This window comes from Bacillus sp. MHSD_36 (genome assembly GCF_030757775.1).
In the GTDB taxonomy this organism is placed as follows: domain Bacteria; phylum Bacillota; class Bacilli; order Bacillales; family Bacillaceae_G; genus Bacillus_A.
The window spans coordinates 162,037-177,799 of record NZ_JAVBIS010000001.1 but is presented as its reverse complement, the minus strand read 5'-3'; the positions used below and the strand labels follow the sequence as shown (position 1 = coordinate 177,799).

General features: G+C 32.8%; 13 protein-coding genes. 2 read left to right on the top strand and 11 right to left on the bottom strand.

Annotated elements, in window-relative coordinates:
- Nucleotides 1–103: 103 nt before the first annotated feature.
- The 9 genes from Q9B79_RS00965 to Q9B79_RS00925 all read right to left on the bottom strand — a co-directional run bounded on the left by Q9B79_RS00965 (nt 104) and on the right by Q9B79_RS00925 (nt 12,170).
- Entirely contained in the window at nt 104–1,810 is a 1,707-nt protein-coding gene (locus Q9B79_RS00965) for a peptide ABC transporter substrate-binding protein (RefSeq protein ID WP_306182274.1), read from the bottom strand.
- Between the two features lie 305 nt (nt 1,811–2,115).
- Nucleotides 2,116–3,822 (bottom strand): peptide ABC transporter substrate-binding protein, encoded by a 1,707-nt coding sequence (locus Q9B79_RS00960; protein ID WP_306182273.1) that lies wholly within the window; start codon nt 3,820–3,822, stop codon nt 2,116–2,118.
- A gap of 306 nt (nt 3,823–4,128) precedes the next feature.
- Complete coding sequence (locus Q9B79_RS00955; RefSeq protein WP_306182271.1) at nt 4,129–5,832, bottom strand: peptide ABC transporter substrate-binding protein; 1,704 nt, start codon at nt 5,830–5,832, stop codon at nt 4,129–4,131.
- Nucleotides 5,833–6,181: 349 nt separating this feature from the next.
- Nucleotides 6,182–7,444: a dicarboxylate/amino acid:cation symporter gene (locus Q9B79_RS00950; RefSeq protein WP_306182269.1), complete on the bottom strand. Its 1,263-nt coding sequence runs from the start codon at nt 7,442–7,444 to the stop codon at nt 6,182–6,184.
- A 198-nt stretch (nt 7,445–7,642) separates the two neighbouring features.
- Complete coding sequence (locus tag Q9B79_RS00945) at nt 7,643–8,680, bottom strand: LCP family protein (protein ID WP_306182267.1); 1,038 nt, start codon at nt 8,678–8,680, stop codon at nt 7,643–7,645.
- A gap of 17 nt (nt 8,681–8,697) precedes the next feature.
- A complete protein-coding gene (locus Q9B79_RS00940) occupies nt 8,698–9,705 on the bottom strand; it encodes an anti-sigma factor (protein ID WP_306182265.1) in 1,008 nt (335 codons plus the stop codon).
- A gap of 12 nt (nt 9,706–9,717) precedes the next feature.
- Nucleotides 9,718–10,251: an RNA polymerase sigma factor gene (locus tag Q9B79_RS00935; protein WP_306182263.1), complete on the bottom strand. Its 534-nt coding sequence runs from the start codon at nt 10,249–10,251 to the stop codon at nt 9,718–9,720.
- Between the two features lie 226 nt (nt 10,252–10,477).
- Nucleotides 10,478–11,284 carry an ABC transporter permease subunit gene (locus tag Q9B79_RS00930; RefSeq protein ID WP_306182262.1) on the bottom strand — a complete coding sequence of 269 codons (807 nt, stop codon included), beginning with the start codon at nt 11,282–11,284 and terminating at the stop codon, nt 10,478–10,480.
- Nucleotides 11,277–12,170: an ABC transporter ATP-binding protein gene (locus Q9B79_RS00925; RefSeq protein ID WP_242296470.1), complete on the bottom strand. Its 894-nt coding sequence runs from the start codon at nt 12,168–12,170 to the stop codon at nt 11,277–11,279. The genes Q9B79_RS00930 and Q9B79_RS00925 overlap by 8 nt, the downstream gene beginning before the upstream one ends.
- Nucleotides 12,171–12,308: 138 nt before the next feature.
- Here Q9B79_RS00925 and Q9B79_RS00920 point away from each other — a divergent pair, with 138 nt between their 5' ends.
- Nucleotides 12,309–12,929: a TetR/AcrR family transcriptional regulator gene (locus Q9B79_RS00920; protein ID WP_154214287.1), complete on the top strand. Its 621-nt coding sequence runs from the start codon at nt 12,309–12,311 to the stop codon at nt 12,927–12,929.
- 93 nt (nt 12,930–13,022) lie between these two features.
- On the opposite strand, the gene Q9B79_RS00915 is transcribed toward Q9B79_RS00920, so the two are convergent.
- A complete protein-coding gene (locus tag Q9B79_RS00915) occupies nt 13,023–13,967 on the bottom strand; it encodes a helix-turn-helix transcriptional regulator (RefSeq protein ID WP_306182260.1) in 945 nt (314 codons plus the stop codon).
- A gap of 82 nt (nt 13,968–14,049) precedes the next feature.
- On the opposite strand from Q9B79_RS00915, the gene Q9B79_RS00910 reads away from it, so the two are divergent.
- The gene (locus Q9B79_RS00910; protein ID WP_306182259.1) at nt 14,050–14,493 is read left to right on the top strand and encodes a VOC family protein; all 444 of its coding nucleotides are present in this window, start codon (nt 14,050–14,052) and stop codon (nt 14,491–14,493) included.
- Nucleotides 14,494–14,549: 56 nt separating this feature from the next.
- Here Q9B79_RS00910 and Q9B79_RS00905 read toward each other — a convergent pair whose 3' ends face one another.
- Complete coding sequence (locus Q9B79_RS00905; RefSeq protein ID WP_306182258.1) at nt 14,550–15,581, bottom strand: oxidoreductase; 1,032 nt, start codon at nt 15,579–15,581, stop codon at nt 14,550–14,552.
- Nucleotides 15,582–15,763 lie beyond the last annotated feature (182 nt).

Sequence of the window (15,763 nt, the reverse complement as noted above, 5' to 3'; positions counted from 1 at the left end):
CTTTAAATTTTCTATAATACATATATTCACCCATCAATAAATCGTGCACGTAAAAAAGCATTTCCAAGTGCTATACCGCACTTGAAAATGCTCTTATGTTTTTTTATTTCTCTTCTACATACGCCCATTTAAAACTATATTCCGGACTAATATTATGTTTTACAATTCCCTTTACATTCGGTTTCATAACATATGATTTAGCACTTTGATATAAAGGTACGAGCGCTACATCTTCCTCAAGTAATAATTTCTCTGCCTTCCCTAGCTCTGTCCAACGTTTTTTTGCATCAGCCATCCATTCTGTCTTACTTTTAGTAATAATGTCATCATATTTTGAATTTGAATAGCTCATCTGGTTTTGAGAATTTGTCGTTTCAAACATATCAAGGTACGTCATTGGATCCGCATAATCTGGATTCCAGCCACCATATGAAAAATCATAATCTTGGTCTGATTCTAATTTTAGTTTTTGCTTAAATGGTTGCAGTTTAATATTTACTGTCACGCCTTTCAAATTCTTTTCAACTTGATCTTTTACATACTCCCCAACTTTTTTCGCATTACCAGTATCATAATTTAACAGTTCAATTGTTACTTGATCTTTTCCAAGTTCTTTTTTCGCTTCTTCCCATGCTGCTGCTGCCTTTTTGGAGTCTTGCTTTAAACCATTCTTAAACGTTTCTGCGAAATCTTTACCGTCTGGTCCACTTGCTAAACCTTTTGGTACTAAGTAATCCACTGGTTTTGAACCATCATTTAAAATGACATTCGTTAAAGCCTTCTTATCAATTGATAATGCAATTGCTTCACGTAATTTTTTACTCTTTAGAGGTGTATCTTGCCCACCACGTTTTTGATTTAGACGTAAGTAAAACGTACTTGTTTCCGAATAGGCCCCAAACTCTTCTTTATTGTTTCTATACTTATCCACGAATTCACCTGATAATAGCGCGAAATCAATTGCACCTGTATCATATAAATTTACTCTAGTAGCTGGTTCTTTTACTACACTATAGTTGATTTCCTCTAGTTTTACAGTCTTTTTATCCCAATACTGATCATTTTTCTTTAATTTCCAGCCTTGCTCATGTTTCCAGTCTGTAAGCACAAATGGACCATTATACAGTGTTGTATCAGACTCTAAACCGAATTTATTTCCTTTTTCTTTTACGAACTTTTCATTTAATGGATAGTATGACGCAAATGCCATTAAGTTCAAGAAATATGGTACAGGTCTTTCTAGTTCTACTTCAAGCGTATAATCATCTACCGCTTTTACACCTAATGTAGAAACCTCTCCTTTTCCTTGATTAATCGCTTCTGCATTTTTAAGATAGTAAGCAATAAATGCATACTCAGCAGCTGTTTTTGGATCTACTAGACGTTGCCATGCAAATACGAAATCTTTCGCTGTTACAGGATCACCGTTTGACCATTTTGCATCTTTCCGTAATTTAAATGTATATTTTTTGCCATCCTCGCTTTTTGTGCTAGATTCCGCTACAGCTGGGATTGGCTTATTATCTTTATCAAGGCGATATAAACCTTCCATTGTATTCCCTAAAATTTGTGAGCCAAGTGTATCTGTATTTTTTGAAGTATCCATCGTCGGAATTTCATTCGTTTCTGTACGATTTAGCACTTGCTTTGCCGCATATTTAATATCAGATTTCTTCTCTTCTCCACCATTATTAGATGTCGTTGTCGTTTTCTTCTCCCCACCAGAAGATCCAGAACAAGCTGTTAACGCCATACTCATCGCTAAAACTGGTGCTACAACCGCCGTAAACTTTTTCATCTTTTTCTTCATTCTTGTACCCTCCCCAATTTATATGTACGAAACTAACTTTGAGAGATTTCTAATTTAAATTATCAGAAAATTATTACTAATTATTATTCTACTAATTTTTCTTGATTTGTAAAGCATTTTTAAAAATATTCATAATAATTAATTTGTTTAATTCAATAACAATCTATTACTACTATACGAATTCTCCCCCATCTACTATATGTAAGTACCACTTTTCTTATTCTTCTCTATCTATTTAAATTTAATTGAATAGTAAAAGAGCGTTTTAAAAAATAAATAATATATTTTTCAAACGCCCTTTTTTCTTATTTCTCTTCCGTTACATACGCCCACTTAAAGCTATATTCAGGACTGATGTTATGTTTCACAATTCCTTTTACATTCGGTTTCATTACATATGCTCTTCCTGTTTGATATAAAGGAACTAATCCTGCATCTTCTTCAAGGAATAATTTTTCTGCTTTCCCTAACGTTTCCCAACGCTTCTTCGCATCACCCATTAATTCATTACCTGCTTTTTGTACCATTTCGTCGTATTTTGCATTTGAATAACTCATTTGATTATATGGGCTCTTCGATTCAAACATATCAATAAATGTCATTGGATCCGCATAGTCTGGACTCCAACCTGCATAAGAAATTTCATAATCTTGTGCAGTCTCTAATTTTAATTTTTGTTTAAACGGCTGAATTTTTGTATTAATTGTTACACCTTTTAAATTTTTCTCAATTTGGTCTTTAACATAATCAGCAATCTTTTTAGCAGTTCCATCATCATAGCTTAGTAATTCAATTGTAACTTGATCTTTTCCAAGTTCTTTTTTCGCTGCTTCCCAAGCTGCTGCACCTTTTTTCGGATCATATTTCAGGCCATTTTTAAATGTATCTTGGTAATCTTTACCGTCTGGTCCTGTCGCAAGTCCTTTTGGTACTAATTGATCTGTTGCTTTTGAACCGTTATTTAAAATAACATTTGCTAAACCTTTTTTATCAACTGATAATGCGATTGCTTCACGAAGTTTTTTGCTCTTTAACGGCGTATCTTGTCCGTTACGCTTTTGATTTAAACGTAAGAAGAATGTACTTGCTTCTGAATACTCACCGTACTCATCTTTGTTCGATTTATATTTATCTACAAACTCTCCTGATAGTAGTGTGAAATCAATTGATCCTGTATCATATAAGTTTACTTTCGTCGCAACTTCTTTTACTACACTATAGTTAATTTCTTCTAATTTCACAGTCTTCTTATCCCAATACTTATCATTTTTCTTTAGCTGCCATCCTTGTTCATGTTTCCATGAAGACATCACGAACGGTCCGTTATACACCGTTGTATCAGCTTCTAAACCGTACTTATCTCCTTTTTCTTTTACGAATTTTTCATTTAACGGATAGTATGACGGGAATGCTAGTAAATTCAAGAAATATGGTACTGGCTTTTCTAATTCTACTTCTAGTGTATAATCATCTACTGCTTTTGCCCCCAAATCTGTTAGAGGTTTTTCACCCTTATTAATTGCTTCTGCGTTTTTAATATAGTAAGCAATAAATGCGTATTCTGACGCTGTGTTTTTATCAAGTAAGCGCTGCCATGCGAATACGAAATCTTTCGCTGTTACAGGATCACCATTCGACCATTTTGCATCTTTACGTAATTTAAATGTATATTTTTTGCCATCCTCGCTTTTCGTACTAGATTCTGCAGCAGCTGGGATCGGCTTATTATCTTTATCAAGACGATATAATCCTTCCATCGTGTTCCCTAAAATTTGTGACCCTAACGTATCAGTAGATTTAGACGTATCCATTGTCGGAATTTCTTGATTCTCTGTACGATTTAATACTTGTTTTGCTGCGTATTTAATTTCGGATTTGTTCTCTTTCCCACCACCATTAGACGTCGTAGTTGTTTTCTTCTCCCCACTTGATCCAGAACACGCTGTCAACGCCATACTCATCGCTAAAACTGGCGCTACAACCGCCGTGAACTTTTTCATCTTTTTCTTCATTTTTGTACCCTCCCCAATTTATGTACGAAACTAATTTTGAGAGATTTTCTAATAACTAGTTATCAGAAAATTCTCATTAATTAATATTCTACTAACTTTTCTATTTTTGTAAAGTTATTTTTAAAATATTTAGAAAATTTATTTTACTTGAAAATAGTAACATTCTATTTTCTATGACCATACTACACGTATCCTCCATCTACTACATTTCATTTCTTCTCTACTCTTTCATTTTCACGTTCAATTGTACAATAAAAAAAGTACTTCAAGGCATGTAGACTGCTTTGAAGTACTTTTTCAACTCTATTATTTTTCAGTAACATATGCCCACTTATAGCTGTATTCTGGGCTAATATTATGTTTAACAACACCTTTTACATACGGTTTCATAACATAAGATCTAGCACTTTGATATAAAGGTACAAGAGCTACATCTTCTTGAAGAAGTAGTTTCTCTGCTTTTCCTAGTTCCTCCCAGCGTTTCTTCGCATCACTCATTAATTCCCCACCAGCTTTTTTAATTATTTCATCATATTTCTGATCAGAGAAACTCATTTGGTTATGAGAGTGCTTACTTTCAAACATATCTAAATATGTCATCGGATCCGCATAATCTGGGCTCCATCCACCATATGAAATATCATAATCTTGCTCTGTTTCTAATTTCAGTTTTTGCTTGAACGGCTGAAGTTTAATATTAACTGTTACACCTTTTAAATTTTTCTCAATTTGATCTTTTACATATTCCCCAACTTTTTTCGCATTACCAGTATCATAGTTTAAAAACTCAATTGTAACTTGATCTTTTCCAAGTTCTTTTTTCGCTTCTTCCCATGCAGCAGCTGCTTTTTTCGCATCTGGTTTAACACCGTTTTTAAACGTTTCTTGGAAGTCTTTCCCATCAGGTCCAGCTGCTAAGCCTTTCGGCACTAAATAATCTGCAGGTTTTGACCCATCATTTAAAATAACATTTGTTAAATTCTTTTTATCAATTGATAGCGCAATTGCTTCACGTAATTTCTTGCTCTTTAATGGTGTATCTTGTCCACCACGTTTCTGGTTTAAACGTATAAAGAACGTACTTGGTTCGTTATACACCCCGTATTCCTCTTTATTATTTCTATATTTGTCAACAAATTCACCTGTTAATAAGGAGAAATCAATTTGACCACTATCATATAAATTCACATTAGTTGCTGGCTCTTTTACAACACTATAGTTAATTTCATCTAATTTTACAGTCTTTTTATCCCAATATTGATCATTCTTCTTCAGTTTCCAACCTTGCTCATGCTTCCAATCAGTAAGAACGAACGGTCCGTTATATACAGTTGTATCAGATTCTAAACCGTATTTATCCCCTTTTTCTTTTACGAATTTCTCATTTAATGGATAGTATGATGGGAATGCTACTAGGTTTAAGAAGTATGGTACTGCTTGTTCTAATTCAACTTCTAAAGTAAGGTCATCTACTGCTTTAACTCCTAGTTCTGTTACAGGTTTTTCACCTTTATTAACCGCTTCTGCATTTTTTATTGGGAATGCAATGAATGCATACTCAGCAGCTGTTTTTGGATCTAATAAACGTTGCCATGCAAATACGAAATCTTTCGCTGTTACAGGATCACCATTTGACCATTTTGCATCTTTACGTAATTTAAATGTATATTTTTTACCATCCTCACTCTTCGTGCTTGATTCTGCCGCAGCTGGGATTGGTTTATTCTCTTTATCTAAACGGTATAAGCCTTCCATTGTGTTCCCTAAAATTTGAGAGCCCAAAGTATCTGTACTCTTCGACGTATCCATTGTTGGAATTTCCTGATTTTCTGTTTTATTGAACACTTGTTTCGCTGCTAATTTTTCTTCTGATTTGCTATCTCCGCCAGAGCTAGAATTTGTGCTTGTCTTCTTATCTCCACCTGATGTAGAACATGCTGTCAATGCCATACTCATTGCTAAAACTGGTGCTACAACTGCTGTTAGTTTTTTCATTTTTTTCTTTTTCACTTTCTGTACCCTCCCTAATTCTAAACGCTCTCATTTAAGAAATTTTCTGATAATTCCGTTTTTCTTTATATATTTATCAGAAGATTCTTATTAACTATTATTCTACTAATTTTTCGAGTTTTGTAAAGTGTTATTATTGAAAATTTTTAAAAAATTATTTTTTTACAGTAATATTCATAAAAATTCCATAATCTTTCGAAACACTATATCTCATTGAATTCTATGTATTGATTTAATAGTCTTTATATCCCTCCACTATAAAACACCTGTAAATTATTGTTAATAAATAATGTATATCGTAACAAACCTCTTTTCTACAAAAATAAAAAAGTCAGCTTTGCTGACTTTTTTATCCGACCATTTTCTCTTTTTTCATTTCCTCTATTACTCTCGTATACTTCTCTTCATCAAATTCATTTTCACTTTTTGCAACAACTACAGTCGCAATACCATTACCAATTGAATTAACAATAGCACGTGCCTCTGACATGAAACGATCTACCCCAAGTAATAGTGCTAACCCTTCTAATGGAATAACATTCATTGCTGACAAAGTAGAGGCTAATACAATAAATCCCCCGCCTGTTACTGCCGCTGCTCCTTTAGATGTAACTAACAAAATAGCTATTATAGTTAATTGTTGACCTAGTGAAAGATCGACGTGAAAGACTTGAGCTAAAAATATAGTAGCCATCGATAAATAAATTGTCGTTCCATCTAAATTAAAAGAGTATCCTGTTGGAATGACTAAACCTACTACTGGCTTCGAACATCCGAAGTCTTCCATCTTTGTCATCATTCGCGGCAATACTGATTCTGATGATGATGTCCCGAGAACAATGAGTAATTCTTCTTTAATGTGAGCTAAATATTTCCACAAACTAAATTTGTACAGTTTACAAATAAAATTTAAAACAATAAAAACAAATAACGCCATTGTTGCATATACACAAATCATTAATTTACCCAGTGGTATGAGCGTGCTTAAGCCATACTTCCCTATTGTAAACGCCATCCCGCCAAATGCTCCAACCGGCGCTAACTTCATAACAATAGATAAAATATTAAAAAATACTTTTGATAATCTTTCAAAAAAGTCGATAACAGGTTGTCCATTTTTCCCGAGCATCGTTAACCCTGCACCGAATAAAATGGAGAAAAACAGAACTTGTAAAATATCACCTTTTGCAAATGCTTCAAACATGTTAGACGGTACAATATGTAAAAAGAAATCCATCCACTTCATTTCTTGCCCGCTTTGTACATATTGCGAAACATCTCCACCCTTTAGTTTTGAGGGATCTAATCCATCTCCGGGACGTACAACATTCGCTATGATGATACCAATAATTAAAGCCACTGTTGTAACAATTTCAAAATATAATAGTGCCTTACCACCAACACGACCTACCCTTTTCATACTTCCCATACTTGCAATACCAAGCACAATCGTTAAAAAGATTATTGGTGCAATAACCATTTTAATCATATTGATAAACGTTTCACCAATTGGCTTCATCTCTTGTCCAACACTAGGCCAAATTGCCCCTACTGCAATACCACAAATAATTGCCAAAATAACTTGGAATGTTAAATTTTTTACAATTCTCATTTTTAATACTCCCCTGTTTTTCATTTCTCCCAAACTATTTTAATTAATGAAATGTATGCTATGTGATAGCCCCCTTGTTATTTAACTTAAACCACACCATTATGTTACACTATTTTATACTTTTTATAAATAGTATATAACATTAAAATTTAAACGTTATACTATTAAACGCAATAAAAAGCAGACATTACGCCTGCTTCAATTCTCCTCAATCTGCTTTTCACTTAATCCTAGATGTATTCTAAGAGTATTACTCAAACTCTGTAGATCTTTTTTATTAGGATTATAATAATATACACGCTTCCCATTTGGACCGTTAGGTAAATATAAATCATCACCAGCTAATTGTATTTTTTCAACTGAACCGTTTAAACCGTATTTATAAAATGATAAAATATCATCCATTACTAAATTTGTTTTAAAATCGCCGTCAACCGCCTCAACTATTTTTTCTAGCTTCGTAATCGAGCCTACACTTTTTAATTTGCTTAACATCGCTTCAATAACAAGTTGTTGGCGCTGACCTCTCATTGCATCACTATCAATATGACGCGTTCTTGCCAGCGCAAGCGCTTCTTCCCCTGTTAATTTTTGTAGTCCTTTTTTCAAATGAATCGCGTCAGGTTCATCTTTACTATTTTGCTCCGTAAATTCAACTGGGACATCTACTTCAATCCCATCTAATCCATCAACAATTTTAGTAAATGCATTAAAATTAAACTTCACAAAATAATCAACAGGCACTTGTAACAATTTTTCTACCGCTTCCATTGAAGCTTGCGGCCCTCCATCTTTACCATTTTTAACGAAACCACTTCCATATGCATGCGTTATTTTATCTTTTTTCTTTTCAACTGGAACATATGTGTATGTATCACGTGGTATACTCGTTAATTTCACTGTCTTATCATCTTTATTAAAAGTAGCTAACAGTAGCGCATCTGTATGAAATGCACCATTATACTCCTTTTGTCGTTCTTGATTTTCATCAATACCCATAATTAAAAGTGAAACATTATTTGTAATCGGCTTTACAGCTTTCTCACGTAAATTTGATTTTTCACCGCGTGCTAAATTTAAACTAGATTTTTGTACGAGATTAGAAGTTTTCATATACACATAAGCACCATATCCCACTCCGCCGAATAGTAATACTACTAACAATACACTTATTATCATTGTCTTCTTATATTTTCTTTTATTTTTCTTTTCTCTTGAAGAAGAGGTATTCTCCATATATTTCCCTCCGTTTTCTATTCATCTAATATGTTTTTCAATTTTTCATACTTAGCGCTATCCTTTTGAAATACATTCTCTTTCAATCCTTTATTTATTTGGATCCATTCAGTCGTAATCGAATATTGGATCATGCCTTCGTGGAAACTAAGGAACTTTAGCATAATCCCTGTATTTTTCTCTACAACCATTTCAAATTTCCCTCTTAAATCTTCAGATGTACTTACAGGCATTTCTATATTTATTGTCCCTTCTATTTTGTAGCAATCCAGTCCAAGGTACTTCATTTCTTTATAGTTCCAATCTTTATATCGGATTAATAAATCAGCAAATTCTGATTGAATACTATACTTCGCGAATCCTATATATTCATCATCATATCTTTTTTTCTCGCCTGATTTTCTCAATAATCTTTCCGTAGGATTTAATTTTAATAGTTCATAGTTTCTTTCTTTCGGGCTCCATTTCGTCTCTTTATATGTATACTTCTCATCATCAAATTCTTTTTTCTTGCCCTCGTTATATATAATTGTTCGTTTTTTCGTTAGCTTATCTTCTTTCGAAGAGATACCACTTTGTTGCTCCGTATCAATCACATATTTGTATGTTGTAGCAATTCTTGACGAACTAGAATATTCCTCAAATTGTCCTGAAATATTTTTAAAATGATCAATGGAATCCAGCATCTTTTCATGGATCTTTTCTTTATCTGGATAATTTACGTTCGATTTTATTTCTTCTTCATTTTCATAATCAGAAAAAGCCTTTTTCTTTACATATTCAAATACCCCACCATTTTGAGCAAAAATTTGATCAGAAAACTCCGACATAGACACAATGGAAAGTGCTAGAACAGCAGTACTTATAGCCAGCATATAAACTCTGTAACCTCTGTAACCTTTCTTTTTTACCGGAAGATTATGTAGTGTACGATTAATTTTTTCATTTAACTCTGGCGGTACTATAACATTCTCTTCGTTTATTCTCTTTTTTAATTTCTCATCAAATAATTTTTCATTATCCATCCTATACACCCCCTATTCCATCTTTAATCGTTTTTGCAGTTGTTCCCTCGCACGTGCCAATCTCGATTTCACTGTTCCTTTTGGCACTTCTAAAAGCTTCGCTATACTCTCTTGATCCATATCTTCATAATAATAAAGTACCGTAACAGCTCTTAACTCTTCATGTAATGATTGAATCGCATTACACAAATCTATATCTTCATACTGATCATAAGCACTCATATTGTAATCATTTTCTTCTATTACCATTATCTTTTTGTATGATCTAATAATGTTGTTACACTCATTTATCAAAATTCGAATTAACCAAGTTTGAAAAAACTCTTCTTTCTTTAATTTTTTTATATTTTCATAGGCTTTTAAAATTGTTGCCTGTATCGCATCCTCTATATTTGTCTCATCGCGTAACATAGCCTTTGCAATGCGATACATCTTCACTTTTTCTGTATGTATAAGCGCCATAAACGCTTCATGATCACCTTTTTTCGCTAAAGAAACATCAGTTTCTTCTTTTACAATCATTTTATATAAAGGGATTACTTTCACAATTGCTCCTCCTGTTTCATCCTCACTTCAAATTTAACTTTACATGTATTAGACGGATGAGCCTAGAAAAAGGTTCATTTTTTTGAATATTTTCATAAAAAAGTAAACATTCTTAATGTTCACCTTTTTTTATACGTAACTCTGAGGACATATCCATTTGGATCGACAACTTTAAAACAATTATTTTCTCATCAAAAAAGCCCACTCTATCAGTGGACTTTCTACTTTACAACGGTAAATCCCTCTTCTTAAACACTGCAATTGCTACTATGAAAATACAAAGTGCTCCGACAGTTAAACCTATACTCACTGGCCATATATTATACGTTCCCTCAGCAATTTCTTTCGGACGAAATAGTGTAAATAATGATATATTTTTCATCCACTCTAACTTATCACTTAATTTACCTACCATATCCGCTACGAAAAATAAAATTGTTAAACTTGCTGAATAACTAAGTGCCTTTCTTTCATCGTTACATATACAAGAAAAGAAAAATGAATAAGCACTAACGACTAAAAATATGAGCCCTCCGACTATATTTATCTTTAGGAATAATTCTTTATTTAAGTTATTATCACTTAAAAACCATTCTGCACCTAATAAACCAGCTACATACGTAACAACTACAATGATCAGTAGTCCCAATATGAGAATAGACGCTTGTGTAATAGCAATTTGCACTCTAGATACAGGTGTTGCTAGCAAGTATGCCATTGCTCCTTTATCAACATGACGAGCAATTAAATGCGTTGCAACTGTTACGCAAAAAATCGTTAATATGATAATAAACAATAGACTATAATATTCGCCAGCTAAAAAATCTATTACATTTTGAATCGGACTTTCCATACCAACAATTTTTTTCACGCTATCAGGCATAGCACTTATTAATTCATTTAACCCTTTCGCTGATACCATGGAAGGGAATATCCAAATTAACAACCATAAATAAAGAGCTGCACCCGTAGCATAACTCAAAATACTTTTTTGTGTTTCTTTCAAACTAGCTAAAAACAATTGCTTATTCATGCTTTACCCCTTCTTTCTTATCGTAATAATGCATAAATAAATGTTCTAAATCCATTGCTCTCGTTTGAAGTGCCGTTACATTATAGTTTGAAAGTATTTGTAAAACAGTTTGATAGTTTCCTTGTACGATAATCGATGCTTCTCTACCTTTCACCGCTTCAAATTGTAAATTACATTGTGTAAGAGATTCAATTTCTTCTTGCGACGATACGGTTACATCTATTACCTGTCGTCTCATGCTTTGTAAATCATGAATATTTTCAACTGTTACAAGGCGTCCATCTTTAATTATAGCCACCCTGTCACAAGTTCTCTCAATCTCAGTAAAAATGTGCGATGACATAAGAATTGTTTTCCCTCTTTGCTTTTCCTCCAATATTAAATCTATAAATACTTGCTGCATAAGTGGATCGAGTCCTGAAGTCGGTTCATCTAAAATTAACACTTCTGGATCATGCATAAAAGCAGCAACAATTCCTACTTTTTGCTTCATTCCTTTAGACATTTTTCGAATCGGTGTTTTCACATCAAATTGCAGACGTTCTATTAATTCATCTCTTCTTTTCGTATCCTTTAACCCGCGCATTCCTTGCATTAACTTTAAAAACTCTAATCCGTTCATTCCTTCAATAAAAGAAATTTCCCCTGGTAAATAGCCAACTTCTCTTTGAATTTTCGCTGCTTCATCCCAGCAATCTAATCCAAAAATTGTCGCTTTACCATCCGTCGGTTTTATAAATCCCATTAAATTACGAATCGTTGTGGATTTCCCGGCACCATTTGGTCCTAAGTAACCGAATACTTCTCCTTCTTTTACATCAAATGTAATATGAAACAAACCTTTTCCATTTGAAAACTGTTTTGTGACATTTTGAACTGAAATCATAATTCCACCTCGTTTTTTTGAAATATTTAATGTGTGATATTTCAAAATTATTGTACTCCTCATCTTTCATATTCGCAACAACTTTTTGAAATATTTACATGTACATATTTCAAAAATATTGTTTTCCATTATTTTTTCTTGTATATTTTAATTGAGGTGATTGCATTGAACGGCTTTGAAAAAGTGAAAGAAAAGAAAAAACGTGCCATAAAAGAGGCAGCCTTCTTATTATTTTCAGAACGTGGATTTAATGAAGTAAAAATAGAACATATTGCAAAAAAAGCAAACGTTTCTCAAGTTACAATTTATAATCATTTTGGAAGTAAAGATGCGTTATTTAGAGAGCTTATACAAGAATTTATCATATCTGAATTTCAATATTATAAAGATCTTGCAGAGGAAAAATTACCTTTTCATGATATGATGCAAAAAATGATTGTAAGAAAAATGAATACTGGTGGGTTATTTCAGCCCGATATGTTACTGCAAATGATGCAAAGAGATGAAGAGCTCCGAGAGTTTATTTATAGTTATCAAAACGAAAAAATCCTGCCTTGGTATTTAGAAATATTAGAACAAGCACAGCAAAAAAATGAAATCAATCCTCATCTTACTAAAGAAATGATGTTGCTATACATTCAAATGTTTACTAAATTAGGCGATGATTTCGGAGCCAAGCTTCTTGAAGGAGATCGCGAAAAACATATACAAGATATCGTTACGATGTTCTTTTATGGACTATCCGTCCCAGAAAAATAATGTTTCTAAAGAAAAAATAACATCACAAAAAAAGCCCTTTGGATATTTTAAATCTCAAGGGCTTTTTCATGTTAAAAACAACTAAAACTAACTTTATCTTAAAGAAGTTAAATGCTGCTTTAAAGATAATACCTTATTATAGATTAACTCTTTTAGCATCACAGGCTGAATTGAAATAATCGTTTCACCGAAATTTAGAAAATAACTTGAAATAAACTCAACTTCTTGCTTGTTAAAATAGCCTGTTATACTATAATTTTCACTTTCTTTTTGTATCCTCATGGAAGGATAATTCTCTTTATCAAAAATATCTTTTCCTTTTTGATTAACAATGACACTAAAATCAATTGCATCAGGTTTTCTGTGAAAGTTTGTAAGATAACTTAATAGTTCTTCAAGATTTTTTGAATTCGTATTGCTTGTTTCCTCAATAGAAAGAATTTTATCACATCTAATTATTTGAACATCATTTGTCTCAAAATTAAAGATTTTAGCATACCACTGGCCAAATTTAGATTCGATTCGAATAAATTGGGCGACCAATACTTTCTCCTCATCTTTTTTTAAATATGTTAAATGATAAACTCGCTCAGCAAAAATCCCCTGTAAAATTTCTTTTAAGAATGGACTAAAATTACTATGATTTGTTACTTCAAAGGAAAGCGTTCGTTCCATAATCGAAATGTTTTTACTCACATTATCAGGTAGTACATGTTTAAATTTATTTTCAAGCGCAATACTTTCTATATTAAATGGTTTTGTCTTGTATCCATTTAGTGTAAGAATTGAAAAGTATAACGCATACATTTCATCCACACTAAAATAAATTGGAGATAACACACTATTTTCTATAATTTTATAACTTCCATTTCTACCTAGTTCAGAATATATTGGTACACCTATTTCTTCCAATGATTGAATATCTCGTAAAGCTGTACTTTTAGAAATATCATATCTAACCATTAAATCTTTTAAATTAAAATATCTTTTATTATTTAAGAAAATAAGCATATCATTTATTCGTTCCGTTTTTTTCATATTCCCCTCCCGAAAGGTGTCATGTATTGAAACCTTTTTAGTCTATATTATAATTATTAACTAATAAAGGAGTTGTGAATTTATGACATTAGAAATAGCTATTTTTCTCTCAATGAACGGGCAAGCAAAGGAGGCAATTAGCTTTTATACACGTAATTTAGAAGCCAAAAAATTAATGGTTGTTACGTATGAAGAACTGGCGAAAAGAGATCGTTCTTTTAAAATTACAAGTGAAAATAAAGAACATATCGCTCACTCTGTTTTACAAATTGGGAATACAAAGCTAATGATAGCAGAAGATACAATGAATCCTAATGAACGTTATAACGTTGGAAATAACATGTCACTTTGCATTCAAAGCGCTAATTTAGAAGAGATACAAAGGTTTTATAATAATTTAATTTCCGATAAGCATGTGAAAATAATCTCTCCGCTAGAAAAAAATATATTTAGTGAAGCATATGGTATTATTGAAGACCCTTACGGCATACAAATCCAGTTAATGTATGACAAACGATTAAGCTAAATAATTAGCCATAGTCACATATCCCTAGTAAAAAAGACACGAAATTCGTGTCTTTTTTACTTTACAGTGATAACTCTACCCGTCTCACTACTTTCAATTGCTAATTGAATAAGCCTAATAACTTCTAATCCTTCTTCTGCTGTCACAGGTGGTTTCTCACCATTTACAATACTATCTCTTACACCTTTATAATACATGTCATAACAGCCGGCTTCTGTTGGAATACGTACTAACTCTTCTTCTGTTTCTAGAGTAGCAAAATTCTCTTCAACGTCTACTCCATAACCGTTATCGCCTGGCTTCATTCCATTTTTTAATTGTTCTTCCTGTGAATCCATACCGTATTTCACGATAGAACCGTTATCTCCATGCAGTGTAAAGTGTGGACCCGCTTGCTTTACGTAACTGCTACTATGTAAAGTGACACGTTTCACACCGTAGTGAAGTATAACATGGAAGTAATCATCAATTTCTGCACCTGGTCGTTGTTTGATTACATCTGCACTTATCGCTTCTGGTTTCCCAAATACTGATAATGCTTGATCAATTAAATGCGAGCCTAAATCATATAATATTCCTGATCCTGGTAAGTTCTTTTCTCTCCAGCGGTCGCGTACATGTGGACGGAAACGATCAAAATGCGCTTCATATGCATATACATTCCCTATTCTATTTTCTTCTAACAATTTCTTTATCGTTAAGAAATCATTATCAAAACGACGATTATGATATACACTTAATACTACATTATGTTGCTCTGCTAATGAAATAAGCTCTTTTCCTTCTTCAATTGAAACAACAAATGGTTTTTCTACAACAACATGCTTACCGTTTAATATCGCTTCTTTTACATATGGAAAATGAGTTGTATTCGGTGAAGTAATGACCACTAAGTCAATATCAGCTCGCTTCACCAATTCATCAATTGTACTAACAACGTTAGCATTTGGTAATGCTTCTTTTACTACCTCTTCTTTTGAAGATAATACGGCACGAATATCGTATTCCTCTATCGTTTGTAATAATGGGATATGAAATGTTGTACTAGAAAATCCAAACCCTACAATTCCTACACCTATTTTTTTCATGTTGCCCCTCCATCTGTCCCCCCGCTTTAACGGGCAGTAAGATTCCTACCTCAAAATTCAGCGTAAGCAAAGAAATTAAGTAAGGAATCAACTACTCGTTAAAGTCAGATTGGTTCAACTAATAATTAGCAGGAATAAAAAAATCCCCACTGATTAAAGTTTCACTTCATGAGAACGATTTC

Coding starts and splice junctions, on each gene's coding strand:
- Q9B79_RS00950 (WP_306182269.1), bottom strand. CDS start 7,444: ATGAGAATTGTAAAAAATTTAACATTCCAAGTTATTTTGGCAATTATT.
- Q9B79_RS00905 (WP_306182258.1), bottom strand. CDS start 15,581: ATGAAAAAAATAGGTGTAGGAATTGTAGGGTTTGGATTTTCTAGTACA.
- Q9B79_RS00910 (WP_306182259.1), top strand. CDS start 14,050: ATGACATTAGAAATAGCTATTTTTCTCTCAATGAACGGGCAAGCAAAG.
- Q9B79_RS00940 (WP_306182265.1), bottom strand. CDS start 9,705: ATGGATAATGAAAAATTATTTGATGAGAAATTAAAAAAGAGAATAAAC.
- Q9B79_RS00960 (WP_306182273.1), bottom strand. CDS start 3,822: ATGAAGAAAAAGATGAAAAAGTTCACGGCGGTTGTAGCGCCAGTTTTA.
- Q9B79_RS00930 (WP_306182262.1), bottom strand. CDS start 11,284: ATGAATAAGCAATTGTTTTTAGCTAGTTTGAAAGAAACACAAAAAAGT.
- Q9B79_RS00915 (WP_306182260.1), bottom strand. CDS start 13,967: ATGAAAAAAACGGAACGAATAAATGATATGCTTATTTTCTTAAATAAT.
- Q9B79_RS00925 (WP_242296470.1), bottom strand. CDS start 12,170: ATGATTTCAGTTCAAAATGTCACAAAACAGTTTTCAAATGGAAAAGGT.
- Q9B79_RS00945 (WP_306182267.1), bottom strand. CDS start 8,680: ATGGAGAATACCTCTTCTTCAAGAGAAAAGAAAAATAAAAGAAAATAT.
- Q9B79_RS00965 (WP_306182274.1), bottom strand. CDS start 1,810: ATGAAGAAAAAGATGAAAAAGTTTACGGCGGTTGTAGCACCAGTTTTA.